The sequence below is a fragment of the Streptomyces bicolor genome, assembly GCF_000719285.1.
Classification (GTDB): domain Bacteria; phylum Actinomycetota; class Actinomycetes; order Streptomycetales; family Streptomycetaceae; genus Streptomyces; species Streptomyces bicolor.
Genome location: NZ_JOFS01000044.1, coordinates 1 through 22,451 on the forward strand (window position 1 = coordinate 1; position 22,451 = coordinate 22,451).

The 22,451-nt window shown below is 68.2% G+C and carries 24 protein-coding genes and 2 pseudogenes; 11 read left to right on the forward strand and 15 right to left on the reverse strand.

The annotated features are described in order from the left end of the window. The first annotated feature begins 265 nt into the window (after window positions 1-265). Window positions 266-1,468 carry an IS110 family RNA-guided transposase gene (locus tag IF78_RS0137790; protein ID WP_031487584.1) on the forward strand — a complete coding sequence of 401 codons (1,203 nt, stop codon included), beginning with the start codon at window positions 266-268 and terminating at the stop codon, window positions 1,466-1,468. 253 nt (window positions 1,469-1,721) lie between these two features. Here the strand turns inward: IF78_RS0137790 and IF78_RS0137795 are convergent, their stop codons facing one another. Then, complete coding sequence (locus IF78_RS0137795; RefSeq protein ID WP_031487585.1) at window positions 1,722-1,943, reverse strand: hypothetical protein; 222 nt, start codon at window positions 1,941-1,943, stop codon at window positions 1,722-1,724. Window positions 1,944-2,262: 319 nt separating this feature from the next. Between IF78_RS0137795 and IF78_RS0137800 the strand changes: the two genes are divergently transcribed. Next, on the forward strand, window positions 2,263-3,294 hold the full coding sequence (locus IF78_RS0137800; protein ID WP_051828495.1) for an SCO1860 family LAETG-anchored protein: 1,032 nt from the start codon (window positions 2,263-2,265) through the stop codon (window positions 3,292-3,294). Window positions 3,295-3,430: 136 nt separating this feature from the next. Here the strand turns inward: IF78_RS0137800 and IF78_RS50725 are convergent. From IF78_RS50725 to IF78_RS0137815, 5 genes and pseudogenes are all read right to left on the reverse strand, one after another. Beyond that, window positions 3,431-3,599 (reverse strand): annotated as a pseudogene (locus tag IF78_RS50725) (cold-shock protein); the annotation flags it as partial. 111 nt (window positions 3,600-3,710) lie between these two features. Next, a complete protein-coding gene (locus tag IF78_RS49015) occupies window positions 3,711-3,908 on the reverse strand; it encodes a helix-turn-helix domain-containing protein (RefSeq protein ID WP_078662739.1) in 198 nt (65 codons plus the stop codon). Further along, window positions 3,905-4,321: a recombinase family protein gene (locus IF78_RS50730; RefSeq protein ID WP_324617306.1), complete on the reverse strand. Its 417-nt coding sequence runs from the start codon at window positions 4,319-4,321 to the stop codon at window positions 3,905-3,907. Before IF78_RS50730 ends, IF78_RS49015 begins: the two co-directional genes overlap by 4 nt. Then, window positions 4,312-5,055 (reverse strand): recombinase family protein, encoded by a 744-nt coding sequence (locus IF78_RS44270; protein WP_234439978.1) that lies wholly within the window; start codon window positions 5,053-5,055, stop codon window positions 4,312-4,314. The genes IF78_RS50730 and IF78_RS44270 overlap by 10 nt, the downstream gene beginning before the upstream one ends. Before the next feature lie 379 nt (window positions 5,056-5,434). Next, window positions 5,435-6,778: an erythromycin esterase family protein gene (locus IF78_RS0137815; protein WP_051828513.1), complete on the reverse strand. Its 1,344-nt coding sequence runs from the start codon at window positions 6,776-6,778 to the stop codon at window positions 5,435-5,437. Window positions 6,779-6,900: 122 nt separating this feature from the next. On the opposite strand from IF78_RS0137815, the gene IF78_RS0137820 reads away from it, so the two are divergent. After that, window positions 6,901-7,491, forward strand: a complete 591-nt coding sequence (locus IF78_RS0137820; RefSeq protein ID WP_031487588.1) for a TetR/AcrR family transcriptional regulator — start codon at window positions 6,901-6,903, stop codon at window positions 7,489-7,491. Between the two features lie 12 nt (window positions 7,492-7,503). After that, window positions 7,504-7,770: pseudogene (locus tag IF78_RS46960) on the forward strand (IS5/IS1182 family transposase); the annotation flags it as partial. 17 nt (window positions 7,771-7,787) lie between these two features. Here IF78_RS46960 and IF78_RS0137825 read toward each other — a convergent pair. Next, the gene (locus tag IF78_RS0137825) at window positions 7,788-8,150 is read right to left on the reverse strand and encodes an antibiotic biosynthesis monooxygenase family protein (RefSeq protein WP_037642200.1); all 363 of its coding nucleotides are present in this window, start codon (window positions 8,148-8,150) and stop codon (window positions 7,788-7,790) included. A gap of 267 nt (window positions 8,151-8,417) precedes the next feature. On the opposite strand from IF78_RS0137825, the gene IF78_RS46965 reads away from it, so the two are divergent. From IF78_RS46965 to IF78_RS0137845, 3 genes are all read left to right on the forward strand, one after another. Further along, window positions 8,418-9,959, forward strand: a complete 1,542-nt coding sequence (locus tag IF78_RS46965; RefSeq protein ID WP_107050097.1) for an ISL3 family transposase — start codon at window positions 8,418-8,420, stop codon at window positions 9,957-9,959. A gap of 131 nt (window positions 9,960-10,090) precedes the next feature. Next, window positions 10,091-10,777 carry a hypothetical protein gene (locus IF78_RS0137835; protein WP_158751604.1) on the forward strand — a complete coding sequence of 229 codons (687 nt, stop codon included), beginning with the start codon at window positions 10,091-10,093 and terminating at the stop codon, window positions 10,775-10,777. 540 nt (window positions 10,778-11,317) lie between these two features. Next, entirely contained in the window at window positions 11,318-11,989 is a 672-nt protein-coding gene (locus IF78_RS0137845) for an SMI1/KNR4 family protein (RefSeq protein ID WP_031487591.1), read from the forward strand. Between the two features lie 60 nt (window positions 11,990-12,049). Here IF78_RS0137845 and IF78_RS0137850 read toward each other — a convergent pair whose 3' ends face one another. The 7 genes from IF78_RS0137850 to IF78_RS0137885 all read right to left on the reverse strand — a co-directional run bounded on the left by IF78_RS0137850 (window position 12,050) and on the right by IF78_RS0137885 (window position 18,644). After that, window positions 12,050-14,029 (reverse strand): hypothetical protein, encoded by a 1,980-nt coding sequence (locus tag IF78_RS0137850; RefSeq protein ID WP_031487592.1) that lies wholly within the window; start codon window positions 14,027-14,029, stop codon window positions 12,050-12,052. A gap of 323 nt (window positions 14,030-14,352) precedes the next feature. Next, window positions 14,353-14,742: a hypothetical protein gene (locus tag IF78_RS48690; RefSeq protein WP_158751606.1), complete on the reverse strand. Its 390-nt coding sequence runs from the start codon at window positions 14,740-14,742 to the stop codon at window positions 14,353-14,355. A 639-nt stretch (window positions 14,743-15,381) separates the two neighbouring features. Beyond that, window positions 15,382-15,906 carry a P-loop nucleotide/nucleoside kinase family protein gene (locus IF78_RS0137865; protein WP_031487594.1) on the reverse strand — a complete coding sequence of 175 codons (525 nt, stop codon included), beginning with the start codon at window positions 15,904-15,906 and terminating at the stop codon, window positions 15,382-15,384. A gap of 298 nt (window positions 15,907-16,204) precedes the next feature. Further along, the gene (locus IF78_RS0137870; RefSeq protein WP_234439979.1) at window positions 16,205-17,002 is read right to left on the reverse strand and encodes a hypothetical protein; all 798 of its coding nucleotides are present in this window, start codon (window positions 17,000-17,002) and stop codon (window positions 16,205-16,207) included. Window positions 17,003-17,195: 193 nt separating this feature from the next. Further along, window positions 17,196-17,651 carry a hypothetical protein gene (locus tag IF78_RS0137875; protein WP_244889807.1) on the reverse strand — a complete coding sequence of 152 codons (456 nt, stop codon included), beginning with the start codon at window positions 17,649-17,651 and terminating at the stop codon, window positions 17,196-17,198. 89 nt (window positions 17,652-17,740) lie between these two features. Next, window positions 17,741-18,343 carry a hypothetical protein gene (locus IF78_RS0137880; protein WP_031487597.1) on the reverse strand — a complete coding sequence of 201 codons (603 nt, stop codon included), beginning with the start codon at window positions 18,341-18,343 and terminating at the stop codon, window positions 17,741-17,743. A 109-nt stretch (window positions 18,344-18,452) separates the two neighbouring features. Beyond that, window positions 18,453-18,644 (reverse strand): hypothetical protein, encoded by a 192-nt coding sequence (locus tag IF78_RS0137885; protein WP_031487598.1) that lies wholly within the window; start codon window positions 18,642-18,644, stop codon window positions 18,453-18,455. A gap of 359 nt (window positions 18,645-19,003) precedes the next feature. Here IF78_RS0137885 and IF78_RS0137890 point away from each other — a divergent pair, with 359 nt between their 5' ends. Beyond that, complete coding sequence (locus IF78_RS0137890) at window positions 19,004-19,480, forward strand: hypothetical protein (protein ID WP_037642203.1); 477 nt, start codon at window positions 19,004-19,006, stop codon at window positions 19,478-19,480. 291 nt (window positions 19,481-19,771) lie between these two features. On the opposite strand, the gene IF78_RS0137895 is transcribed toward IF78_RS0137890, so the two are convergent. Continuing rightward, a complete protein-coding gene (locus IF78_RS0137895) occupies window positions 19,772-20,401 on the reverse strand; it encodes a hypothetical protein (RefSeq protein ID WP_031487600.1) in 630 nt (209 codons plus the stop codon). A 264-nt stretch (window positions 20,402-20,665) separates the two neighbouring features. Here IF78_RS0137895 and IF78_RS0137900 point away from each other — a divergent pair, with 264 nt between their 5' ends. The 3 genes from IF78_RS0137900 to IF78_RS0137905 all read left to right on the forward strand — a co-directional run bounded on the left by IF78_RS0137900 (window position 20,666) and on the right by IF78_RS0137905 (window position 22,401). Continuing rightward, window positions 20,666-21,148 carry a resistance protein Rx N-terminal domain-containing protein gene (locus IF78_RS0137900; RefSeq protein WP_031487601.1) on the forward strand — a complete coding sequence of 161 codons (483 nt, stop codon included), beginning with the start codon at window positions 20,666-20,668 and terminating at the stop codon, window positions 21,146-21,148. Window positions 21,149-21,465: 317 nt separating this feature from the next. Further along, window positions 21,466-21,783: an ATP-binding protein gene (locus IF78_RS50535; RefSeq protein ID WP_280514420.1), complete on the forward strand. Its 318-nt coding sequence runs from the start codon at window positions 21,466-21,468 to the stop codon at window positions 21,781-21,783. Between the two features lie 171 nt (window positions 21,784-21,954). Continuing rightward, window positions 21,955-22,401 (forward strand): peptidoglycan-binding domain-containing protein, encoded by a 447-nt coding sequence (locus tag IF78_RS0137905; RefSeq protein WP_031487602.1) that lies wholly within the window; start codon window positions 21,955-21,957, stop codon window positions 22,399-22,401. Window positions 22,402-22,451: the final 50 nt, after the last annotated feature.

The following is a 22,451-nucleotide window of genomic DNA, read 5'->3' on the forward strand; positions in this document are numbered from 1 at the left end:
TCCCCCGTTATGTTTTCCGCGGTCCTGCAACGGGACCGCTGGCCTCCGGGCCCGGCATGGCTGGTCCCCCCTGTCGAACGGATGACCTGGGGGGTGGTGCCACCGGGCCCGAGAGGCGCCGTTGGAGACGCTGATGAGAGGTCCGACTACCGCCCGGCCGAGCGCAATGCCCGGCCCCTTGCGGGCGGCAGGTCTGCATAACGTGGATGCGCGCACGACGCCAACGCCCAGGCCAGCACGCACGACATCCGTTCGGGAGGACGGCTTGAACGAGCACGACGAGATAGGCGTCTTCCTCGGCCTGGACGTCGGCAAGAGCGCCCATCACGGGCACGGGCTCACCCCGGCCGGCAAGAAGGTCTTCGACAAGCAGCTGCCCAACACCGAACCCAAACTGCGGGAGGTCTTCGCAAAGCTGAAGACCAAGTTCGGCACCGTCCTCGTCGTGGTGGACCAGCCCGCTTCGATCGGAGCCCTGCCGTTGACGGTCGCCCGGGACGCCGACTGCAAGGTCGCCTACCTGCCCGGCTTGTCGATGCGCCGGATCGCCGACCTCTACCCGGGCGAGGCGAAAACCGACGCCCGCGACGCGGCCGTCATCGCGGACGCCGCCCGCACCATGCCGCACACCCTTCGCTCGCTGGAACTCACCGACGAGATCACCGCCGAACTCACCGTCCTCGTCGGCTTCGACCAGGACCTCGCAGCCGAGGCCACCCGCACCAGCAACCGGATCAGAGGCCTGCTCACCCAGTTCCACCCGTCCCTGGAACGGGTTCTGGGCCCGCGTCTGGATCACCAAGCGGTCACCTGGCTGCTGGAACGCTACGGATCCCCGGCAGCCCTGCGAAAAGCCGGACGCCGAAGGCTGGTTGAAGTGATCCGGCCCAAGGCTCCGCGCATGGCGACACGGCTGATCGACGAGGTCTTCGACGCCCTCGACGAGCAGACCGTCGTGGTCCCGGGCACCGGCACCCTGGACGTCGTGATCCCGTCGCTGGCCCGCTCGCTCGGCGCCGTTCATGAACAAAGACGGGCGGCAGAAGCCCAGATCACAGCCCTGCTGGAGGACCACCCTCTTTCGAAGGTCCTGACGTCGCTGCCCGGCGTCGGCGTCAGGACCGCCGCAGCCTTGCTGGTCACCGTCGGCGACGGCACCAGCTTCCCCACCGCCGCTCACCTGGCCTCCTACGCCGGCCTCGCCCCGACCACGAAGTCGTCTGGGACCTCGATTCACGGCGAACATGCGCCCAGAGGCGGCAACCGGCAGCTCAAACGCGCGATGTTCCTGTCGGCGTTCGCTGCCCTGCACGATCCCGTCTCGCGCACCTATTACGACCGATGCCGGGCCCGCGGAAAGACCCACACCCAGGCCCTTCTCCGACTGGCCCGACAGCGGATCAACGTGCTGTTCGCGATGCTCCGCGACGGCACCTTCTACGAACCCCGAACCCCACGCCTCACTTGACCAAAGACATAGAGGCACCCCCCTCGACGCCGCCACTCGGTCGGGAATCAGGAACGGTAGAGCAGTAGCCCTCGGTCTCGGGTAGCCTCCGGAGCGACAAAGCCCAGGCGACGGCGACGAACAACCGCCACGCCGTCCGATACGGGCCGTTGCCGAACGAGACTTGCAGTAGACGGACAACTCTTCGGGCATAGCCTGGGCAGCCAGACGCTTCCCGCCTCAGTGCCCGACCAGTCGAGCGCCGCGTACACGGTCACTGGCCTGGCCGGGCCCTGCTGCCGGTCAGGAGCCTGTTGGCGCACCAGGCGGCCCACGCGGTCACGGCCCGATAGAAGGGCATCGAGGTCCAGAACATCACGCTCTGGGCGCTGGGCGGGATGACCGAGATGGGCAGGCGGCGCAGGGCCGGCGCGCGGCCTTCCTCGTAGCCGTGCGTGGGCCGCTCACCAGTCTCCTCGTCGGCGGGATCGGGCACTGATGTCGTAGGTAGCGTCGACCTCGGGCGACTTCGAACCCACGGGCAGTGGCTGTGCGTAGAGCATTAAGGGGTTCGTCCGGGATGCGCCCGGGCGGCTGTAACGAGTTGCCGGGCCACAGGTTGCGTGACAGGCAAGGAGCGGGCGAGGAAACCGCCCGTTGGAGTGATCCCCTGTCGGATTGTCGCACCACCGGTATGCGTGCGGCCATGATCTGCGGGTCGAGGTCGTCGGCGGACACGCTGTACCGAGCACGGCAGGCGCCGACGGCTCCAAGTCTCTGTGGGGGTTTCTCAGTTGCACACGAACGTCTTCAGCATGCCCGCACGCCCAGCCGCTCTCCTGAGCGTCTCGGCTCTGGCGATCGGCGGCGCACTGGCCGTCGGCCCGGCCTATGCCGGACCCGCCAACGAACGCTCCGGGTCCACCGGCAAGGCGACCGCCGTCGCAGCAGCTGCCGACCTCGGCGTCTCCGTGGAGGGCGTGGGCGACGTTCCGGTGAAAAAGTCGCTCGGCGACCTGAGCGCGCCCGGGGACGCGGAACAGACGCTGCTCACCGCCGGGGTGAACGGTGCGAACAAGGGGCAGCCCACAACTCTGGTCGAGGCCGAGGTCGCGCATTCCAGCGTCAAGGCGGACGCGCACCGGTCGGTGGGCGACGTCAAGCTCGTCGGCGTACGGGCCTACGCACCCGGCCTGCCCGCCAACCCGCTGCTGAGCGCCGACCTTCTGAAGGCCACGGCCCTGTGCGAGACGGGCAAGAAGCCGACCGCGAAGGCCGCGCTGGCGGACAACGTGACCGTCCTCGGCAAGCCCGTCCCCGTGAACGGGCCCGGCGACCAGCACGTCGAGGTGCCCGGCGTCGGCACCGTCGACCTCGTCCTGGAGCACGCGACCACGACGGACAGCACGGGGGCCGCCACCGCGCTTCGGCTGAAGTACACAGTGACCCCTGCCAAGTTGGGTGTGGTGAAGGCATCCGGAGAGATCGTTCTCGCCGAGGCCACCTGCGCGATGCCGGACGGCTCCGGCGCCGCCCATGACGGTTCGGACAGCGACGGTTCGAACGGTGAGGGATCCGATGGTGCCGGATCCGGCAGCGGTGTGGCCGAGGGCGGCTCGTCCGACGGCCAGTCCTCCGGCGAGTCCGCCGGTTCTATGGGCGCCGAGGACGTCGGCTCCGCGGGCAATCAGGCCAGTGCACAGACCGGCGACGACGGCTTGAACCTTGCCGAGACCGGCGGCAACTCTGCCACACCCTTCATCGCCGGCGCGGGCGGGGCACTCCTGCTTGGCGGCGCTGCGGCCATGTACCTCGTCCGTCGCCGCCGCACCACTCAGAACAACTGACGCGGGCCCGGTCGCGGGCGGCGCTCCCGCTCGGGGACCGGGGCCGGACCTCGTCGAAGCCCATCGCCGCCGGGACCTGCGGCTGCGATGGGCTTCGGCCTGCCGGGGCCGACGAAGGAGAGCTGTACGTGCGGTAGACCTGCTCCGCCTGCGGTCCTTTGGTCCCCTGGGTGACCTCGTATTCGACCTTGTCGCCCTCGTGCAGCTTCTTGAAACCGGCGCCCTGGATGGCGGAGTAGTGGAGGAACACGTCCGGCCCCGTTGTCCGGCTGGATGAAGCCGAACCCTTGTCGGCGTTGAATCACTTGGCCGTGTCTGTTGCCGGCAGTCCCATCCGGGGCCCCAGTAGTTCTCGCCGAAGAAACAAAGCTAAGCGGCTACGGTCCAGGTCAGCGGCCGTTTCGGTGCCGTGATCGTCACTGGGAGGGCTCGGCGGGGCCGGGCAGGACGAGCGCGGGCTCCGCCTCGGCGAGCGCGGCGTGTCCGCCCTTCAGTCCGGGCACGTACTTGTAGATGGTGTTGCGGGAGACGCCCAACAGCTTGGCGATCGAGGAGACGGTGTTCCTCGGCCTACTGAGCAGGTCGCGGGCGTGCTGGATCTGTTCGGGTGTCATGGCGGTGGCCGTCCGAGGCGTGCGCCGCGGGCGCGGGCGGCGTCCAGACCCTCGTTAGTGCCCTGGACGATGAGTTCGCGGATGAACTCGGCGAGGGCGGCGCAGACGTGGAAGACGAGCCGGCCGCCGGGGCTGGTGGTGTCGAGGTTCTCGTGCAGGGAGGTAAGCCGATGCCGCGCTCGCGAAGCCCGGCCACGATGGAGATCACGTCCTGGATCGGTTATCGCCGAGGTAAGCCCAAAAGCCGCCAGTAGTGGATCTTGAAGGGGAGTCGGGACACCGGACGGTCTCCTGTTCAGCCCGGGGGCCAGGAACCTCGCCGTCCTGGAGGGCGGTGAAGTCGGTGTGGGCCTGCTCGATGGCTTCGGGGAGCCCTTCGCGCTTGGCGTGTTCGGCGAGCGCCCTAGATGTATTGATCACGAGCGTTGTTGACGCTGGCCACGGAAGGGCTCTGTCCCTTGCGCTTGCCGGTGGGGATGATGAGGTCGGGCTGGATCTGCTCGACGGACTCGCCGCCCGCGCGGCGCCGCAGCACAGTGTGGAACATGTCCTCGGTGATGACGGGCGGCCGGCCGCCGTGCTTGCCCTTGCCAGCCGCGGTGTCGAGCCCTTCGAGCGCCGACTCCCGGATGTTCTCCCGCTCGGTCTCCGCCATCGCCGCGAAGAACGCGAACAGCAGCTTGCCCGGGCCGGTGGGGTCGTAGATGCCGGGCAGGGGCCCGGCGAGCATCTCCAGGACCAGACCGTGGGCGGTGAGGTGGTCGGCAAAGGCGGTGAGTTCGGCGGCGCCGCGGCCGAGCCGCTTCATCTGGTACACGGTGAAGATGACCCGGCAGTGCGGGGCATGCGCCTTGACCTCCCGCGCCGCCCTCAGCGCCTCCTCGAACCGGGGGCGGACCCGCACCCGGGTGCCGATCTTCTCGCTGAAGATCTTGTCCCTCGGGATGCCGTGCTTGCCGAGCGCGTCGAGCTGGGAGTCGAGCTCCTGCCCGAGCGTCGAGCAGCGGGCGTAGCCGATGCGGATGTCCGCGCTCGGCAGGTCCGGGTCGATCGGCGCCGGCGGCGGGGTGCCGGGCCGCCACGGCCGGCCCGGGCCGCGGTCGGCCGGGGTGGGCACCCGCAGCGACTTCCTCAGCCGGGGCACCATGGTGAAGCGGCGGGTGTGGTAGGCGGAGGCGACCGCGCCGCCGCGCGAGCGGCAGGGCGAGCCGGGCTGGGCGCCGCACTTCGGGCAGGCGTGCTATTCGACGTCGTCCGCGTCCGACCGATCGGACGGGAAGGGCTGCCGAGGGGCCGTCATGGGCCCGGATATTCGCACAATGCAAGTCTCAGAAATGGGTTCGTCCCGCTTTTGAATGAGAACGGGTTCTGCGAACGAATCCGGGTTCGGCGGGGGCCTGGCAGCCCGTTTCTGATCTTGCTCGCGCGGACCGTTTATGAGAGGCGTGCTCTGCCGGAGCGCACCTCTTTCAGTTTGGCCAGGGTGGTGGTCAATCGTCGCTGACCTGGCTCCCGTGCCTATTGAGTCACCGGAGGATGTGGGCGGCTTCGACCTCGTGGAGGTGGATAAGGATGTCGTACGAGCGGCCGAGGGCAGTTGCCGGGTCGTCGGTCGACCAGTACAGGCCGTAGGAGCGGGTGGGGCGGGCTGCGGCGAGCCAGGTGACGGCTGCCGGGGGCGCAGCGCGCAGGTCGATGCTGAAGTCGCGGTGACGGAGCTTGTCGAGGGTGTGCTCGTTGTGGCCCTTCGGGGCCGGTGTGACGGTGTACTCCTGGGGCTGCTGTGCGGTGAAGTCGGGCAGGGCATTGACGGTGCCCTGGTTGAAGGTCAGGCCGATGCTGACGTAGTCCGGGCCGAGTTGTGCGCGCAGGAAGGCTCCGGTGGACTCCGGGAACTCGTCCGGGTTGTCGCTGGTGTAGGCGACGTGGCCGTTGTTGGAGGCGAGCAGGATGCGGCCGCCCTCGTGCCGCAGCCACCAGGCGGTGTTGGCGGCCATGGCCCGGTCGCGGTAGCGCATGCGCTCGGGGAACTGCTCATCGGGGAAGGCATAGCCGGTGAAGCTCTGGGTGATGGCGGCGGCGTTCTGCAGGGCCCGGGCGTGCGCCCGCTCGGCGTCGCGGCCGGCCGTGCGGGGGCGGCCGTGGTCACGGAGCAGTGCCAGGGCGGCGTCGGCCCGGTCGGCCTCGGCCCGGCGTGCCGGCACTTCCTTGGTCAGCTGGCCGACCATCCACGGTCCCGCCTGTGTCCCAGCCGCCGGCTTCAGCCCCGCGTAGAGGTCTCCGATGCGCCCGGCCAGGTCGGGGCGGTGCGCGGCGAGGTAGTCGGTGACGTGGTCGAAGGCGTCGGGTCCGGCGTAGCCGAGGTCGTTGCCCACGAACCGCAGCTGCGGCCGGTCGGGGTGGGTGAGGTTGTATCGGCGCATCCACTGGATCAGGTCGAGGTACTCCTGGGTGTTCCAGAAGACGTACTGGCCCTGGAACTCGTCCCGCATGATCTGCGCGGGATCGCCGATGCCGCGGGTGACGTAGGCGTCCAGGCGCAGGCCGGTGCTCCAACTCGCCTCCAGGGCGAAGGTGGTGAAGCCCTTGGTGGCGACGAGATGACGGAAGAGCCGCTGCTTGAGCGTGAAGAACTCGTGGGCGCTGTGGCTGGCCTCGCCCAGGCCCACGACGCGGGCGTCGCCGACCATACGACCGAGCCCGTTCAGGTCGCTCAGGGGCCGCGCGCTGCGGTTCAGGGCGTCGACCGGCTCGGCGGCCGAGGGGGTCGACGCTGCGGCGGTGCCGGCGCTCAGGGTCCCGGCGGCGAGGACGGCGGCAGTGGCCAGGCTGAGCAGACGGCGGCGGCTGACGGGGCGGGCGTGGCTCATGACATCTCCCTCGACTGGTGGGTGCGGCACGACAGTACTCAAAATTTGGGCGCTTGCACAAGACGAACGCCTCAGGCGTATGCCTCATGCACTCGCGCAATGCATCGGGTAGCGTTCTGGGCATGGGAAATCGCGAGGATCTACTGGCGGGGGCCAGGCGCTGCCTGGAGGAGAAGGGCTGGGCCCGGACCACGGTGCGCGACATCGTGACGGCGGCCGGCGGCGTGAGCATGGCGGCCATCGGCTACCACTTCGGCTCCCGTGAGGCGCTCTTGAACGCCGCGCTCATCGACGCGATCGACGAGTGGGGCACACGGATCGGCCGCACACTGGCCTCCTTCGGCGAAGCCGGAAGCAGCCCGGCCGTGCGCTACGAGGCGATGTGGGCGGAGATCATCAAGTCCTTCCGGGACGACCGGACGCTGTGGCTGGCCACGTTCGAAGCCCTGCTCCAGGCGGAACACTCCGACGATCTGCGCCGCTACCTGGCCGGAAGTCAGGCCCTGGGCCGCCAGGGTCTGGCCGCGCTGCTGCTCAGCACACCCGAGGACGAGGTCGGCGACACCGCCGCCCGCACCCTGGGCGCCGCACAGATGGCCCTGTTCACCGGTCTGATGACGCAGTGGCTCACCGACCCCGACCAGGCTTCCGACGCCTCTGAAATCGTCGCAGGTCTACGCGCCCTCACCCGCATCGTCGACGCACACGAGTAGCCAAGGCATCGACGCCACAACCGCCGATACCTGCGGCGACGGCAGATCCGGCACACGATCCCCGAACGCCGGGACCAGCGGGCCAACCGCCAACGCCGTGGAAGCCGCGGCGGCCGACCCACCGGCTTCGACCAGACCCGCTCTGCCCGCAGGAACGAAGTCGAACGAACCGTTAACGCCCTCAAGGGCTTCCGGGCGGTCGCCACCAGATACGACAAGAGAGCCTACGTCGTCCATGGCACGGTGACCCTCGCCGTGATCCGGCTATGGCTGCGGTAAGGACTCGCCGGACAGCCTTAGGGAGCGGTGAGTTCGACGACGACGTCGTACACCCCGGGGTTCGGCGTGATCGGCTGCTTGGTCTGCTCCCGTGCGGCCTGCGTGCGCGACGCGAAGTCGGGGTCGGCGGTGGCGGCCTCCCACGCCTCCTGGCTCTCCCAGTGGGAGACGTTGATGAGCTGGAAGCGGGAGCCGGAAGAACGGGCCCTGTGCATACGGGAGTCGATGAAGCCCGGCTTGTCCCGCATGAGCCTGGCCCGCTGCTCCCACTTCACGACGAACTCGTCGAGCTCGGCGGCGTCGATCTCGAAGACGTTGATGAATGTGACGGACGAGTCTGATGAGTCGGGGGCCTCGTTACGCTGGGTTTCTGTGGTCATGTCGGCACCCTAACGGCGCACCCCAACCGGACCTTGGCCGCCCCTGATCCACCGGACACGCCCTAAAGCGTTCAACGACGCTCCCAGGGGTCGGTGACGCGACGGTGTCGGCGTACACGTGAACGTGGCCCTGGCAAGATTTCCGTGAAGCGGGAGTGTGCCACCGTGCGCCGGTGACGCTCCGTCACGGGTGGCGGCAGTGTCAGCGAGTGTGATGACCTCGTACGAACGGTGGCTCCGCATCTGGATGCGGTGTTGGTGGAACGGGTGTGGTCGGAGGGCGGCGTGGTCCGCATCGCCGCTCGTACCCGCGAGTTGGCGGTGGCGTGTCCGGACTGCAGTCATGCGTCGGCGCGGGTGCACAGCCGATATGTCCGCACCTTGGCCGACGTCACTGTCGGTGGCCGCCAGGTGCTGATCGGACTGTCGGTGCGGCGAGTGTTCTGCGACAGTCCGAGCTGCAGTCGGCGGACATTCGCCGAGCAGATCGAGGGGCTGACGGTGCGCTACCAGCGCCGCAGCCCGCTGCTGCAGCATCTGGTGGAGATGGCTGGGGTGCTACTCGCCGGCCGCGGCGGCGCCCGGCTCCTGCACATCCTGAAGGTGCCGCTGTCACGGACCAGCGTCCTGTTCCAGCTGATGCGCATGCGCCTGCCGCCGGTCGCGACACCGCGGGTGCTGGGCGTGGATGACTTTGCACTGTACGCGGATGTCTACGGCACGCTGCTGGTGGACGCGGACACGCGGCTGCCGATCGCGTTGTGGGCCGGGCGCGACGCCGAGCAGCTGGCTGCCTGGTTGCGCGCGCACCCCGGCGTCGAGGTGGTGTGCAGGGACGGCTCGCTGGTCTACCGGCAGGGCATCACCGACGGGGCCCCGGGCGCGGTGCAGGTCAGCGACCGTTTCCATCTCTGGCAAGGTTTGTCGAAACGGGTCTCGGACATCGCCGCGGCCCACCGCGGCTGCCTGTCCGCCGCAGTGCCCGAGCCCGAACCGGCCGCACCACCACCGGAGCCGGAACCATCCGAGGCGGCCGATACTTCCGCCCGCCGCCATGCGAAGCGGCTGTTCGAGGCCGTCCACGACTACACCGGCACGGCCCGCAGCATTAGCGCGATCGCCCGTGAGCTGGGCCTGAACCGGCGCACGGTGGTCAAGTACGCACGCGCTGCCTCCTGGCAGGAGTGCGTACGGCGCACTCCGCCACGCCGGTCCACGCGTCTTGACCCGTATTTGGAGTACTTGCGGCAGCGGTGGGAGGAAGGCGAGCACACCGCGACGGTGCTGCACCAGGAGATCGTCGCCAAGGGCTACCTGGGCCACTGTCAGCGGGTCAAAATGGCCATCGCGCCGCTGCGTCGCGGTCTGCCGATCGGCACACCGCGCGAGCGGCCACCCTCGCCCCGCCAGGTCGCCCGGTGGATCATCACCACACCGCCCCGGCGCGGCCTGCACGCCGCCGAGACGCTGCGGCGGCTGTTCGCGCACTGCCCGGAACTGGACCGAACCCATGCCCTGGTTCAGCAGTTCTCCGCGATGCTCGACGCTCGCGATGCCGCCCCGCTGCCCGACTGGCTCGACCACCTCACGGCCTCCCGGCTTCCGGCGTTGGCCAGCCTGGCCAACGCCATCCGCGACGAGCAGCAGGCCGTCGTGCAGGGCATCACCACCCCGTTCAACTCCGGCGTCAACGAAGGCCGGATCACGGACCTAAAACTCCAAAAACGGATCACGGCCGGCCGCGCAGGAGTTCCACTTCTCCGCCAGCGCGTCATCCTCATGGCCCACCTACGACGCCGCTACCCGTGACGGAGCGTCACCGGCGCACGGTGGCACACTCCCGCTTCACGGAAATCTTGCCAGGGCCACTTCAACGAGTACGCGGACAGATCGTCACAGACTGTGCAGCGCAGCGCATCGTGATCATCCTGGACTGCTGCATGAGCGGACGGGCCTTGGGACTGATGGGCGGCGAGGATCTCCTGGCCGACCAGGCAGAAATCGACGGAAGCTACCTACTGGCCGCCGCCCCCGAGAACGGACGTGCGCTCGCCCCGCCCTGGGAGACCTACACCGCCTTCACGGGCGAACTCCTGCACATCCTGCAGCACGGCATCACCGGCCAGCCCCGCGAACTGGATCTGAACACCGTCCGGCCGACACCGCAAAAACGGGACCGCAACCCCGCCGGACGCCTCGTCCTGGCCCACAACCGGGCCTACCGCCCAACCCCCGCACCAAGCCCAGCAGCGGCCGGCGAGACGGCGTGGCCCAACCCGGACGACTGCCACACACCACTCGCCTTCCTCGACGCCCTCGCCGAAGCCAGAGCACTCACCGGCCTGACAATCCCCGCCCTGAGCGAGCGCACCGACCTGCCCGTGACACCAGCCACCATCAGCCGACTCCTCAACCGCACGACGCTCCCCACCACCTGGAAAACCACCGGCAACTACCTGGCCGCCTGCGGCCTGCTCCCCGAACAGATCAGGACATGGCAGTCAGCCTGGCAGCGGCTGCGCACCCAGGAACAGCAACGCCCGGATCCGCCGCTGACGACGCCCGCGCAGCCACCGGCGCAGACTTGGCGGGCCCGCCTGTCAGGACGCAGGCGCAAACATCCGTAGCCGCCCGGCTTCTACGGGATCCCGACTCGACGAGAGCACCCCGCCCTGCTGCAGGGCCGTATGCACGCATCAGCGGCCGGCGGACGACGAGACCGACGACGGCTCAGGCACCGGCTTGTCATTGCTGCTGGAGTCGGGAGAGAAGAACCCCATCCACGCCCCCACCACCAGCAGCCCCACGACCACGACTCCGGTCCGGGACTTCGTCGCTCGCGTGCTTTTACCTTCCGACCGGTTCACCCAGTGACCCGCCCGGTAGTACTGGCCAGAACGACCCGCCACGCAACACCCCCGAGGTCAGCCTCACAGCGACAGCCCACCCGCCGCAGTCACAGAGTGTCGCAGCGCATTGCGAGGCGGGGTACAGGATGAACCGAATTTGGCCGATACGAGCCGTGACATAGCGTGACGGTATCAATACGCCCTCAGTACACGTGAGTTGGCAGAGGAAGACAGAAGCCCGTGCCGCGGAAGCGTGCTGTGCCGACTGCGTGGGGCAGGCCACAGTTCTGCTCGCCGCAGGCCCGTAGGGTCGCGGGTATGAGTGACGACCAGCAGCAGGAACAGGCCGTTGAGGGCGCCTGGGGGAGGATCGAGGCGTGGCTGAAGCAGAACGCTCCGCGCTCCCACCGGTTGCTCCCCCCGCCCGCCCCAGAGGCCGACATCCACGCAGTTGAGCAGGAACTCGACCTCATCATCCCACCGGGCCTCAAGGCCTTCTATCGCCTCCGCAACGGCACGGGTCATCCTGCCGACTTTGGCTGGACACCTGAACCTGAGACCGGGCTCGCCCTGCAAGGCCAGGGAACGGCCTGGCTGCTGCCGATGAACCACGCGATCCCGCCGGTGCAGCATCTGCCGAACTGGGATGAAGGCCCCCACACTATCGGCCGGCCGGCCGACCCTGCGATGCGGTACCTCGCCTTCGCCGCGACCGACCGCAGCGGCCTGTACGGGCTGTTCACCGACTGCACGCCGGGACCCGGTTACGGACGGATCGGAACCTTCGAAGAGGCCGGCATCCCCGAGCTGGGGGTATGGCCGTCGTTCGCCGACTACCTCATTGAAGTCGCCGATGCCCTGCACGAGAACCGTGGAGTGGAGTACGCGGACGGACGCCAGGACACGACTGTGCCCGGTCTCGTTGATCGGGCCCTGGTGTGGGACGGGCCTGTGTATCCGCTGGACCCGGACTGGGAACGCTTCGCGTAGCGCTGTGGCCGGAACGCCACGCGGTGTTCCGGCCACAGGGTCGGTTCAGTCAACGGCCAGTCAGCCGACCTTCTTCCATGCGCAGACCGTGTCGGCGTTCTTGCAGTGCTCGAAGCCAGGATTGCTGATGAAGAACCCGTCCTTGTCGAGCAGCCGCATCTGAGGGACGAACTTGATGCCGAGGTCGCGGAACGCGCCCTCGTTCTGGTCCTCCGGCACGGAGGCGCGACCGCACTTTTCGTTCCACTTTGGGCCGGGGTAGCCGTTGCGGTTCTCGGCGAGCAGGCCCCAAGGCCCTCCGGTCATCGGCTTGGTGTAGAGCTGTGCGCACTCGTTCCCGGAGTTGACCTGGTTCGGGCCGCCGGGCATGCCGCCGCTCTGGTACGTACTCGCGGGCGCGTACTCGTCGCACGATCCGCTCGGGGTGGCGCTGTTCGGCGTCCAGCTACTGGGGCAGACCTTTCTGCGGCTCTTGGTGTTGGTCCAGTCGCCCCCGTTGGGGTCGGCATTGTTGCCTGGACCGAGGTAGGTGACGAGGGAGTCCCACTTGCGACTGCCGGGGTGGGAGGGGAGCTTCTCCTGCAGCAGCCAGTAGTAGGCGCCGGCCGCCGGGTAAAGGTTGGTGTCGACCGTCCAGGTGGGCTTGAAGTACGGGAAGACACAGCCGGTCTTGATGTTGCCCCCGGCGATGTCGTCACAGCGCGGCGCGAGCTCCCTGACGCGGACATCGCCGCTGCTGCCGAGACTCGTCTCGGCGTGCGCGTCTCCGGCGTCGACGGAACCGCGCAGGAGCCAGCCGAGGTCGAACTGCTCTTTGCCGGTGCGGTTCCAGATCGTCTGAACCTTGGCTGTCATGGCGTACTGGGAGCCGACTTCGCCGACTGCCCAGTGGGGCGTGGTGTTGAGCCCGTCGTTGCTCGCCCACTTGACCTGTGAGCGGGTGCAGTCCTGGCAGTTGTCGGACGGCACCCAGGTGAGGTGAACACCCTCCGTGGCGTCATCGATCTGCGTTGGAATCACGGTGAGCTGCTGGTCGAACTCCGCCCGGGGCGTGCCGGTGTCCGCCTGCTTGTTGTACAGCTTGATCTGCTGGTACAGCGCAAACGTGGCGGTGCCGAACTTCGGAATCTCGTCGGCGTCGACGAAGATCAGGGTGGCGTAGCCGACGTTCTTCAGGCACGCCTCGGTCCGGTTCATGTAGTCCTTGCCGTCCGGCTTCGAGGCACACCAGGCGACGAGATCAGCGGCTCGAGGAGCGTCCCTGGCCGCTCTCCTGGCAACCGCTGCGTCTTCAGGAGTCGGCGCATCGCGGCTGATTTCAATGCACACCTTCCGGCCCTTGGAGTCTGGGTCAGAGCACTTCCGTCCGGCGTCCTTGCTTCGCGCTCCCGCGACCGGGCCTGGATCGGTGCGCGTGAACTCGATCGGAGTCTGTGCGAGTGAGTCGATGCTGGACGTGGCCTGCGGCGCGGGGAAGGTGACGTACGGCTTCTCGGCCGGAGGAACGGTGATTTTGAAGGTGGAGTACGGGGACCAGTCGTCCTCGTAGACGTTGCTGGTGGCGTCGTACCCCGAGGAGCGAACGGCGTACGTGACACCGTTCTTGAGCTTGCCCGCGGGAACCGTCACTGAGGCCGGTTTGCCCGCGTCCACTTCGCCGGAGACGAGGACGCCCCATTGGTTCTCGTCGGTCAGCTTGACGACTGTGCTGGTGGGCTTGCCGTTGGCATCGGTGGTGTGGACCTCGAAGGTCGAGGTGGTCTTGTGGCCGCTGGTGGCAGTGACCGTGTTGCGTAACGTCGGCGTGGTGGTGTTGACCTGCCACACGCCGTCCGTCTTCGTGAACGGCGGGCCGGCCTCCGGAGCGTTGGGCGTGTTCGGCGCGGCGGCCGCGGCTGCTGCCCGTGCGCCGGGGCCGTGGACAGGCGGCGGGCTGTCAGAGTCGGCTGCGTAGCTGGTAACGGTGGCTCCCGATCCGAGGACAACCGCGAGGATCGTGCCGAGGACCGTCTGCCGCCGTTGTCTGGTGAGGACTAACAAACCTGCGACCTCCCTGTGGGAACAAATGTGCGAACAACCCCATCAGGTCCACGTCGCAAGGCCTATGGTCGAGATCACGGTTTAAGCGACGGCAGAAAGAGATGAGCCATCAGGAAGCCTTGCTGCTTCGTAAGGCGCAGGAGCGTTCAACTCATGGTCGACCCCAGCAGGTTGGAGAACCCCCGTGACCTTGAGTGTTGGGCGCCGGAGACACTTCAGGTTGCAACACCTGACCGTGTGTGCCCCGCCCGCCACGCGGTGCGAATCGTGGCCCCGCAGAACACAGGCGGCTCCGACACCGTTACTCAAAGAACGGCCACTGCTCAGCCGTCACAACCGTCGAGGTCGTCTTCACACCCCTCCACCGCGTCCCGGGCGATGGTGTCCAGGCGCCACAGGATCAGGCCGGTACCGTCCTTGACCGGGTCGACCCGTGCGGTGAACGGCTTACCCGCGGGGATGTTGAACTGGTCGGCTTCCCGGTCCCCACACTCGATCCCGTACGCCTGCTCCTGATCGCCTCGCGACAGGGTGAGGGTGAGTTCCCCGATCCCGTCTGTGTCACAGGTGATGCTGAGAAGGTACGGCCGGTCGCCGGGCGTCTTGTGCTTCTCGTCCATGCCGCTCGCGACGGACGCACTCGCGGTGTCGACGAGTTCCGGACGCGCGTCGCTGTCGAAGGCCGACTCCAGGGCCCGCTCAGCCCGCTGCATCGCGTCGTCCGGCTCCCAGGACCGGCCGCCGTCACCCGGCGGCTCGCTCTGCCGGCCCGCGGGCGCCGAGGGCTGGGGGGACGACCGGTCCGCTGCACCGTTCGGCTCGTCCTTCGCTTCGGCACAGCCGGCGAGCAGAGCGATCGTTGCGACGCAGACCGGCAGGAATTGGCGTGTACGTATGTTTCCACCGTAGGTACGGGGCCGGTGGCGGGGCCGTAGCCCCGCCACCGGCTCGACGCGGGTTGTTGCTTATTCGTCTTTGGTGATCCGCCGCAGCAGACCGGGGCCGCGCACCGAGTCGCAGGACTCTTCGGCGGCTGTCTCCCCTCCGGCGGGCCGACCGCTGTGCTGCCCGCGAAGGAGCGCGCTGCCCCTCGCGGGCGGGGGCACGAGCTGGTACTCCCGGCCCAGCGCGTCGGCCTGGACATTTTCCGTAGACCGCCACTTCTCCGTCCGACCAGCGGACGAAGAGGTCGTCCTCCCACAGGTTGCCGCCGAACTCGCCGGGCACAAGGACACGGGAGTGGGTCCACAACTGGTTCGCGGGCTTGAGCTTCCGCTCATTCTTCAGACCGTTGGCGCCGAGATCCTCGTACTGTTGTCACCTGCGAGGTTTGGCGCCGGACGGTCGTTCTCTCAACTCTTGACGGCCTCTGCGATCTGCTGGGCGGCCTGGGCGGGTGTGAGGTGCGTGGTGTCCACCACTTCGGCCTCGGCGTGCAGCCACGTGCGGGCCGCCTCGGCGTAGGGCTCAAGGTATTGGAGACGGAACGAGGAGTTTGGGCCAAGAACGGTGTCGCCCGCGATGCGCCCGCGGAGGGTGTCCTGGTCGGCATGGAGGACGAAGTGCCGGACCGGAATGGCGTGCTGGGCAAGGCCCGAGCTGATCTCGCGCCAGTACTGCTCGACTAGGACGGTCATGGGCATCACCAGGGTGCCGCCGGTGTAGTCGAGGACGCGTCGGGCGGTCTCGACCACGAGGGGCCGCCACGGCGGCCAGTGCTGGAAGTTGTCCGTCGCGGGCAGACCTGGCTTGATGTCCATGAGTGCCTCGCCGACCTTCTCGGCATCGAACACCCGTGAGTCCGGAATCAGCTGCTGCACGAGTGCACTGGTCGTCGTCTTGCCTGCACCGTGGGTGCCGTTGAGCCATACGATCATGGACTTGACGTTAGCGTCGTGCGGGCCGCAGGGACCGGCAGAGTAGAAGATCCGAGCAGAGAACCTCGAGTTCCCGACCTTCCCTTCTGGTGACAGGAGGACTGCTGAATGAGCGTGTGTGACAAGTCGGATGCCTCGCCTGTGACAACCAGGATGCTTCGACCGGTCCCTTTTGCCACCTCGTCCGGCCCCGCTGGTGACAACTCTTGAGCTTTGGCTCATCTTGTGACTGAGCGCTTCAATTGGCGGATGAGCGGTTGAGTTGGCGGGTTGAGCGTTCGGTGTCGAGGGCGGAGGCTCACACCCCTGCGACCACGGCGGCGAAGCCATCCGATGCGTCGGCCGGTCGGCCGTGCTCCCAGATGCTGTCGAATTCCGTCTGGAAGTGTTGGAACCACTCGCCGTCACGGTGCGGGAGAACGGTGAAGGTGGCATCCCCGCTGGCCGAGCTGTGAGAGTAGATATCGACGTGGATGCGGCCACCAGGACGTTGCGGGTCGAGCAGGACGAGACCGAAGGCCGGGACGAAGTCGAGAAAGCGCACTTCCACCCTGCCCTCCGTGCCGGGCGTATCGGCGAGTTCGCGGAGCAGGTCGACGGACGAGCGCAGCCGGTTGCGGTACATCCCGGCCCGGCCGGGGATGGTGCTGCGGCGTGCTGCCTCGTCGGCGGTCGAACCGGCCGGGTCGATGAGTGCCACCTTGACCACGGCGCCGGCCACAGCCCTGCGCTGGAGTTCGTCCACCAGGTCGCGCAGCGTGCGCGACAGCGTCACACCTACGATCCGGATGTCCTGTGCGGCGCGCACCTGCTCCGGAAGGTCTGCTTTGTCCTTGCCGAGGAAGTCCTCTACGGAGAGCTCGCCCTTGCCGCGGGCGCGCACCTCGGCGGTCAGCTTCGCCACCTGTCTGCGGCTGCCGAGCATGCCGCTGGCTAGCAGGGCGAGCGTTGCGAGCGTGGCGGCGGCCAGCACCTCGCCTCCGACCGTGCCGAGAACCCCGAGGACGGCCAGCACCAGGGACAGCAGTGCCGTCATGTAGATCTCCAGGTTCTCCCCTGCCAGCAGATCCGCGCGCAGTTGCCGAAGTAGACGCATGAGAGGCATCGTTGATACCCGCTTGATGGCGTGTCAATGAGCCGGCGGACGCAGGACTGCCGATCTGCCGGAGGGCACCCAAGCGAATCCCTTTGGTCAGATGCGCGAATCGCTCGACTCGCCAACTGAAGCGCTCGGTCAGACATTCCAGCTGAGCCGTGGCACGGTAGTTGTCACAAAGGCAAGCTTGTTGTCACTCGGGGGCGTCGGCCGACTCTAGGGGGGTGGCGGGCCGGCGCCCGCCGAAGCAGGCCACCACTTCTGTCGCCGTGGAGTTCAGAAAGATCGTGAACCTCGACGACTTGTCCACAGCGTCGATGCATCCGGTACGAAGCGGCTCTTCCCCGGCCCGCTTGAGGATGTCGACGCTGTCGGCGAGGCCATCAATCGTGTGGTCACGCCTCAGGGCGTGGAGCATTCGCCTTCGGAAGACGCCCGCGTGCCGGTTGGCAGGGACCAGGCCCTCCCAGACGACGAAGTCACCCCCGGCGATCAAGGCGTCGCGTGCAGATCCGCATGCCGGGGTCTGTTCGCGGAGCATGGCGATGAGGTCGTCGCGAGTCACACTGCGACCCGATGACAAGAAGACCGGCGACCGACCGCGTGTGACAACTACAGCGCCTCTCTGGTGACAGTCCGACTGCTTCAACCTGGTTCCTTCGCAGGCTATCCGGTGCCGTCGGTGACAACTACCGAGCCTCGGCACACCAGCTGCCGGGGACAGAGCGCTTTCGCATCCTACGAGGACGCCTGGGCCGCGCGGCGCCGCGCCCACCAGGACAGGCGCGGTGCGGTGGCCGCGCGGACGGCCTGCCCGAACGCCTCGAGGGCCGCCTCGAGTCGCTCGGTGTTCTCCACGTCCCCGCAGGCACTCAGCAGCTGTTCGGTGGCGGCGGCGACGGCCGCGTCGGGGGAGCGCATCAGCGGAGCCGCCGCGGCGGCGACCCGGGCGATCGGCTCCCGTACGGCGGCCGCGGACTGCTTGCTCGCCCGTCGTTCCCAGCTCAGCAGTTCCGCCGCCTGCCCCATGCCCACCTGGCCGCACTGCGCGTCCGTGCCGCCGGCGATCCGGGCCCGTGCAGCGCCGCCGCAGAACGCCAGCGTGGCCAGCAGGAACGACCGTGCCCGCTCAGTTGGCCCTTCCCACACCAGGCGGTTCGCGGCGGCCGCGCCCTGCAGTTCGGCCACCGCCGCCGTCATGGCGTCGGCCTGCACCCGCAGGGCGCCGATCTCCTCCTGCTGGTCCTGGCGGTTGCGGGCGCGGACGGTCAGCCACGACGCGAGGACGGCGATGACCGCCCCGGACACGAGCGAGCTGGCCAGCTCGATCAACTTCTCCATGGCCGCAGGCTGGCCGCTCACCCGCCCCCGGTGGCAGGCCCGTTGCGCACCTGACGCACAACCCGCACACAGCTGTTGCCCCAGGTCACCCCGGAGAGTGAACGTCACGTCAGCCGCTGTCGGCGCGTACGGCGCGGCGCGCGATGAACGCCAGGATGTGGTCGGCGACGTCGAGGTAGTCCTGGCGGGTCCGGTCGGCGTCGGCAACCGCGTCGAAGCCGTAGACCAGGCGCGAGAGCTCCTCCCGCAACTGCCGCCCGGTGTCCTCGGGAACCCGCAGGTCCCGGTAGCTGTCCCCCATTGCCCCTCCCCAGCTCAGGTGCCCACCCTCAGCATCGCGGGGCGGTGTAGCGCTTATGTCGCACGCCCGGCCCACGGCTCCTGCGGCATGCAAGCCCCCCTAGTGCACTACGAAAGCGAGTGGCTCCGCCGCTTCACCATGCGAGAGAACCAAGCAGCACACAGGGGCGGCGAGGCGGATGCCGGTGCGGTCCACGTGGGACAACCGACGGAATACACTGACCTGCTGAATCATGGCTTCCGCGGCTCTGGTGAGTCCCGCCATGAAGTGCGGAGATTCCCGGTGAACGTCTGTCCATCTGCATCGCCGGTCTGGGCGGTGAGACGTCGGCAGGGTTTCTCCTCGGCAGAATGAGCCACATGGCCGCAGACAAGGACGCAGCGTTCACGCTGCCGCGAGGCGCCACGGGCTTCTTCCGACCGAAGGACGGGCCGCTACCGGAAACCGACCAGCGGACGTTCCGGGCAGCGCTGTACGCAGCCGCCCGGGCGGCCAAAGGCCATGTGGGCGAGATCGAGGAACAGACGTATCCTCGTACGTTCCACACCGCGACGGTCATCGAGGGCACAGGCGAGTGCGTGATCCTGTGTCACGCCTACCACCCCTGGATCGCATTCGCTCAGGAACGCCGGGACTGGTACACCGAGGAGTTCCTCGCACCGCCACCGTGGGCCCATCCCTTTGCCGACCTGGGGTTTGTAGTGCTTGATCGCGCGCAGCTCACTCTGTCGCTCTTGGACATCGACACCTCGGTCCTAACCCAGGGCGAGTGGCGCGAAGTTCGCTTCTACGGCATCACCACATTGGGCGGAGTGCTCTTCAACGCATGGGACTGACGTCCAAGCAAGACTCCGTGCTCGACGCTGGACGATAAATGTCAAGCTAAGGCGGCCCTGACGTGTCGCCCTTCGTGCCCCGGAGCCGGTGGGGCGGCTGGAGTTGTGTCCCGCGCTACGAGCCGGACGCAACCGGGAGGATGCGCAGATCCTCCACCTCGAAGTGCGCACCTGGCGCCCGCGCTGATCAGCCCGCCGCCAGCCAGCGCCCGCGTCAGGCCCGCCGGAGTTTTCCCGAAGAGGGAATCGCAACGAGCGCAGCGCCAACAACTCCGTCCACGACAGGGTGGCTTATCCAGCAGTTTCGGCCTGAGGCTCGGCCTCGGGTGCTGCCGTGGGTTCCGGCGGGTTGGGAGCGGTGTAGAAGACGGAGCTGCCCTGCTTGGTGCGCTGAGCCTGGTTCCTGGCCACAAGATTTTCGAGGGAGGTGCGCACAACGGTGGTTTTGATGCCGCGGTCGGGGTGTGCCTGGCTGAGTGCCGTGGCGATCTCAGCCGCAGAGCGCGGTTCGCTCTGTTCGGTCAGGTGGCGGCGAATGAGTTCGATCAGCGTGGGCTGAGCCGTCTTCGCGACAGCCTTCTTGTCCGCGGGCCCTTCGGCGCCTTGCTTCTTGGCCGCAGGCTGTTTGGCAGCTGCCGTCTTCGTCTGCTTACGAGGCCGAGCCGTGGCCTTCTTCCGCGGGAAAGGCACAGTGGTGCTTTCGGCGTTCGCAGCGTCAGGGGCTGTTGCCGCGACGCCGAGTGCCTGTTGCATGCTCACCAGCACGGTGTGGTCATGCTGCAGAGCGGCCAACTGCTGCTGCAGCGCGGTGATTTCCGCCGTGATGCGTTCTTGCTCCTTGACGTTGTGCTCGAGGTCGCTGGCTACTTGGTTGATGTACTGCGATGTCAACTCAGTGGCTGAAGCCGTGCTTTCAGGCATCCGTTTCTCCTCGGTTCGTGGCCCAGTGAAGCCCGTGGCCTTGCAGCGAGTCAGGACAGGCGTTCCCGCTGAGGTTGCTTGAGGCAGTGATAATACGGGTGGGTAGGCCTTTTTCTGTTCGTGAGCCGTGCCTTCGGTCGGCCTGAGAAGCCATCCGCTTTCCGAATGTGATTGTTGGGTTCCTGCTGGTCAGGCATGAACTCCGGCTGCGGATGGGGGAGTTCGGGCGTTCGTCTGCTCGCGTCCCGTTCGTGGGGGTGGCTGATGCCGTCGGTGCTCGGTCTGCTGGAGGCCCGGGAGAAGAAGGTCCGCGAAGAGGTGGCCCGACTGAGGGAGGAGGCCGAGCGAATCCAGGCCGCGCTCGGCGCTGCGGAACGGCAGCTGGAGCGGCTCGGCCAGGCCCGCGAGACCGTCACCGAAGTGCTGGCCGGGGCGGTCGCCGAGGGGCCGGGTCCGGTTCGGGCCGCCGCGGTGATGAGGGCGACAGTGCCGCATCGCGTCGAGGGCATCGGCGCGGAGGCTCTCACGACGGAATACCAGCGGATCTTGGCGGCCCTGGCCACACCGGAGGCCGACGGCGGAATGCGGGCGAAGCAGATCGCGCTCACCCTGGGCGCGCCTACGGTTCCGGCCCGGGTGGAGGGGGTGCGTTCGCGATTGAAGCGGCTGGCCGCGCGGGGCTGGGCCACCGAGGTGGAGCCGGGACTGTTCACCGTCTGCAAGGAACGGTTGCCGGTGGCCGCGTGAGGAAGGCGTCCCGGCGGCGCCCGGCTAGGTCACGCGGCCGCCGCAAGAGCCAGCCGCGGATGGTCCCGGCAACGACTCGTTGCGGCCGACGAGCTCGAGGTCGAACAACGGCCGCTGGACACCTACGACCGGATCTTCGGCGTCATCGACGGCGGCCTCAGCGCCGGCGAGGGAGTCGCCTGATGGCCACCAGGCAGACCTCGAACGGCCGCGACGTCTGCTCCGAACTCGTCTATCTCACCAAGGCATTGAAGGCGCCACGCTGCGGGACGCGGCCGCGAGGCTGGCCGAGCGGGCCCGCGATGAGGGCTGGAGTCATGAGGAGTATCTGGCCGCCTGCCTGCAGCGGGAGGTCGCCGCCCGCGACTCCCACGGCGCCGAGGGACGGACCGGGCGGCCCGTTTCCCCTCCCGCAAGTCCCTGACCATCGCCCACTTGGGACGCTGGACTTCGTCGTCGGCAACAAGAACGCGATCTTCCTGGGGCCGCCCGGCATCGGTAAGACCCACCTCGCCACCGGGCTCGGTATCCGGGCCTGCCAGGCCGGCGCAACCTCGAACTTTGCAGGTACCCCGCGAGATGAGCTCCCGTCCAGACTGGGCTTGGGGGCCGAGGGTTCGCAGGGCTGGGCGTAAAAGCCTGTCCTTGCAGAGAGAGGAAGCGGCATGCGAGGCATGCGGAGGAAGATCGGTGCTGGCGCTGCTCCTAGCCTGCGGTTTCGTTGTCGAGCTGGCCGGTGCGGTCGGCTCCGCAGTCTCATTGCAGGGTCGGCCGGTGATCGGCTCTGCTCATCGGGAGGGGAACGAATGCGATCCATAACGAGGACGCTCGTCACTGTCACTGCCGTCGTCGGGATTGCCGCGGGGGGCCTGGCAACTGGTGGCGTCGCTGTGGCCGCGTCGGCCGAGAAGCCCGCGGCGAGTTCCGAAGCCTACGGCGCGCTCGCGGTGGTCAACCTCGGCCTGAACGCGGCGGAAGCCAAGAATGTGCAGCGCGGACTGCGAGACGACTGGGGTTACACCGGCGACATCGACGGACAGCTCGGCCCGGAAAGCTGGAAGGCGATGCAGCGCGCACTCAAGAAGCACTGGGGATATACCGGCGCCATCGACGGCATCGTCGGAAGCGGCACAATATCGGCCTTGCAGCGCGCTCTGAAGTCGTACGGGCACTACACGGGCGCCATCGACGGCATCGCCGGCCCGGCGACCCAAGCCGCGTTCCGGGAGTACGCCAACGCCCATGACTGGTGAACTGGTGACTCGTAACGTGGCTTCCGCGCCCTCGCGGAACAGGACGGGCA

What these genes read in the sequence shown, in the direction of transcription:
- IF78_RS0137820 (WP_031487588.1), top strand. Translation starts at nt 6,901, where the DNA reads ATGGGAAATCGCGAGGATCTACTGGCGGGGGCCAGGCGCTGCCTGGAG.
- IF78_RS0137885 (WP_031487598.1), bottom strand. Translation starts at nt 18,644, where the DNA reads ATGGGGGACAGCTACCGGGACCTGCGGGTTCCCGAGGACACCGGGCGG.
- IF78_RS0137845 (WP_031487591.1), top strand. Translation starts at nt 11,318, where the DNA reads ATGAGTGACGACCAGCAGCAGGAACAGGCCGTTGAGGGCGCCTGGGGG.
- IF78_RS0137895 (WP_031487600.1), bottom strand. Translation starts at nt 20,401, where the DNA reads ATGCCTGAAAGCACGGCTTCAGCCACTGAGTTGACATCGCAGTACATC.
- IF78_RS0137865 (WP_031487594.1), bottom strand. Translation starts at nt 15,906, where the DNA reads ATGATCGTATGGCTCAACGGCACCCACGGTGCAGGCAAGACGACGACC.
- IF78_RS0137905 (WP_031487602.1), top strand. Translation starts at nt 21,955, where the DNA reads ATGCGATCCATAACGAGGACGCTCGTCACTGTCACTGCCGTCGTCGGG.
- IF78_RS0137835 (WP_158751604.1), top strand. Translation starts at nt 10,091, where the DNA reads ATGAGCGGACGGGCCTTGGGACTGATGGGCGGCGAGGATCTCCTGGCC.
- IF78_RS48690 (WP_158751606.1), bottom strand. Translation starts at nt 14,742, where the DNA reads ATGCAGCGGGCTGAGCGGGCCCTGGAGTCGGCCTTCGACAGCGACGCG.
- IF78_RS0137800 (WP_051828495.1), top strand. Translation starts at nt 2,263, where the DNA reads ATGCCCGCACGCCCAGCCGCTCTCCTGAGCGTCTCGGCTCTGGCGATC.
- IF78_RS0137900 (WP_031487601.1), top strand. Translation starts at nt 20,666, where the DNA reads ATGCCGTCGGTGCTCGGTCTGCTGGAGGCCCGGGAGAAGAAGGTCCGC.
- IF78_RS44270 (WP_234439978.1), bottom strand. Translation starts at nt 5,055, where the DNA reads ATGGTGCCCCGGCTGAGGAAGTCGCTGCGGGTGCCCACCCCGGCCGAC.
- IF78_RS0137880 (WP_031487597.1), bottom strand. Translation starts at nt 18,343, where the DNA reads ATGGAGAAGTTGATCGAGCTGGCCAGCTCGCTCGTGTCCGGGGCGGTC.
- IF78_RS0137890 (WP_037642203.1), top strand. Translation starts at nt 19,004, where the DNA reads ATGGCCGCAGACAAGGACGCAGCGTTCACGCTGCCGCGAGGCGCCACG.
- IF78_RS0137870 (WP_234439979.1), bottom strand. Translation starts at nt 17,002, where the DNA reads ATGCGTCTACTTCGGCAACTGCGCGCGGATCTGCTGGCAGGGGAGAAC.
- IF78_RS0137815 (WP_051828513.1), bottom strand. Translation starts at nt 6,778, where the DNA reads ATGAGCCACGCCCGCCCCGTCAGCCGCCGCCGTCTGCTCAGCCTGGCC.
- IF78_RS49015 (WP_078662739.1), bottom strand. Translation starts at nt 3,908, where the DNA reads ATGACACCCGAACAGATCCAGCACGCCCGCGACCTGCTCAGTAGGCCG.
- IF78_RS0137825 (WP_037642200.1), bottom strand. Translation starts at nt 8,150, where the DNA reads ATGACCACAGAAACCCAGCGTAACGAGGCCCCCGACTCATCAGACTCG.
- IF78_RS50535 (WP_280514420.1), top strand. Translation starts at nt 21,466, where the DNA reads ATGAGGAGTATCTGGCCGCCTGCCTGCAGCGGGAGGTCGCCGCCCGCG.